The organism is Polaromonas sp. P3_C2, from assembly GCF_056402675.1.
Genome location: NZ_JBFUGX010000689.1, coordinates 1 through 2,101, shown reverse-complemented (window position 1 = coordinate 2,101; position 2,101 = coordinate 1). Strand labels below are relative to the sequence as shown.

Annotated in this window: 3 protein-coding genes; 2 read left to right on the top strand and 1 reads right to left on the bottom strand. The window is 57.9% G+C overall.

All coding sequences use genetic code 11. The features are described 5' to 3' along the window. The coding region (locus tag AC1DWI_RS20795) for an ATP-dependent DNA helicase (protein ID WP_477725638.1) at positions 1–452 on the top strand (452 nt) is incomplete at its 5' end. Here AC1DWI_RS20795 and AC1DWI_RS20790 read toward each other — a convergent pair. Next, positions 415–1,239: an outer membrane protein assembly factor BamD gene (locus AC1DWI_RS20790; RefSeq protein WP_477669349.1), complete on the bottom strand. Its 825-nt coding sequence runs from the start codon at positions 1,237–1,239 to the stop codon at positions 415–417. The genes AC1DWI_RS20795 and AC1DWI_RS20790 overlap by 38 nt on opposite strands. A gap of 17 nt (positions 1,240–1,256) precedes the next feature. Here AC1DWI_RS20790 and AC1DWI_RS20785 point away from each other — a divergent pair. Continuing rightward, on the top strand, positions 1,257–2,101 hold an 845-nt coding region (locus AC1DWI_RS20785; RefSeq protein ID WP_477725637.1), incomplete at its 3' end, for an RluA family pseudouridine synthase.

Sequence of the window (2,101 nt, the reverse complement as noted above, 5' to 3'; positions counted from 1 at the left end):
AGCGTGTGCTGATTGAACGCTTCCGAGCAGGTAATGCCAATGGCGGCAAAGGCTGCGTGCTGGTGGCTTCGGCGTCATTTTGGGAGGGCATTGACGTGCCTGGCGACGCGCTGCAACTGGTTGTCATTGACAAGCTGCCTTTTCCGCCTCCGAACGACCCGCTGGCAGAGGCGCGCTCAAAGCTTCTCGAATCACAAGGACGCAGCGCTTTTAACGACTATTTTCTGCCTGAGGCGGCGGTAGCTCTCAAGCAAGGTGCCGGTCGCCTGATACGCCGAGAAAGTGACCAGGGGGTGTTGGTGGTGTGCGACAGCCGCCTGACAACCATGGGTTATGGGAGGCGTTTGCTGAGAGCTCTTCCGCCGATGCGGCGGTTGGCATCCGAGGAGGAGCTGTTCGACCGGCTGGAAGCTCTTACCAGAACTTGTACCAAGGATTGTCTCCCGACTTGAATCCCTTGCTCAAGTATTCGCTTTGCGGGTAGCTTTTTTCGAGGATACGGCGGGTATCGTCACGCAATTCGACCATACCCAGCGCTTCGTAGGACTTATAAAGAATGAAGGTAGCCTCTTCCAATGCGGGTACATCGCGGTAGTCGGCGATAGCACTCTGCGCACGGTTGATTGCCGCCACGTAGGCACCCCGTGAATAGTAGTACCGCGCGACATGCACTTCGGATTGGGCTAGCGAGTTCACGATATAGCTCATCCGCAGACGGGCATCCGGCGAGTATTTTGACTCAGGAAAGCGAGTCACAAGGTCCCTGAATGACTCAAAGGATTCCTTGGCTGCTTTTTGGTCCCTTTCGGACAAGTCCTGACGGGAGATAAACCCGAAAATGCCGAGATTGTCATTGAAGTTCACCAGGCCTTTGAGGTACAGCGCATAGTCCAGGGCCGGGCTGGCCGGATGCAGTCTCATAAACCGGTCCAATGTCGCGATGGCCTGGGCTTGTTCTCCTCCCTTGTACTGGGCATAAGCTTTCTCAAGCTGCGCTTGCTGGGCGAGGGGGGTACCTGCAGCACGGCCTTCCAGTTTTTCGTACAGCGGGATTGCCTTGTCATAGGCCCCGCCACTGGCCTCATCCTTTGCTTCGGCGTAAATCTTGTTGGGGCTCCATGTGGCAGTCTTGTCGGGCGCAGGGGTGCTCGAGCATCCGGCAATCAGAAAAGATAAAGCGCAAACGGCTGCAAAAAGCGGCATTGCATTGGGAACAACCGATAATTTGGTGGAAAACATTGCAATCGACCTTCTTGATGACTGATTCAGAACAAAGCAAATTGATTATATCGGGCGCTACTGCACCTGAGGAGGTGCCCGATGAGGCGCTGGAGGAGGGCGATACGGCTGTCGAGGTGGAGTTGCGGCAGGTAGCTGTCCCGGTCGAAAGCCATGGCAGCCGTCTCGACCGCGCGTTGGCCGCCATTGTGCCCGAGTTCTCGCGCACGTATCTTCAGCAGTTGATCGACTCAGGCATGGTGAAACTCGGGGGCTCTACAGTCACCAAGACATCCACGAAGGTCAAGGCTGGTGATGAACTCGCCATTGAGTTGCGTCCGACGCCGCAAAGCCAGGCATTCAGGCCTGAAGCGATGGCGCTGGATATCGTGTTCGAGGACGCTTACCTGATGGTGATCAACAAACCTGCCGGGCTGGTTGTGCATCCGGCGCCCGGCAACTGGAGCGGGACCTTGTTGAACGGCTTGCTCGCGCATGATCCGCAGGCCGTCTTCCTGCCACGCGCCGGCATTGTTCACCGCCTTGATAAAGAAACCAGCGGTTTGATGGTGGTCGCCCGGCAGCGGACGGTGATGGACCAGTTGGTCGGCCTGATCGCCGCCCGCGACGTGAGCCGGGAATATGTCGCACTGGCCCACGGTGCCTGGCTGGGCGGGAAAACCCGGCAGGTAGAAGCTGCCATTGGGCGGGATCCACGCAACCGGTTGCGAATGGCCGTGGTGGACCTCGATAGGAACGCCGGGAAGCCGGCCTCCACCGTGGTATCGCTGTCCCAAAGCACCGGTAAGCACTGCCTGGTCAGATGCAAGCTGCACACTGGTCGTACGCACCAAATCCGGGTCCATATGGCCTTCATTGGCCA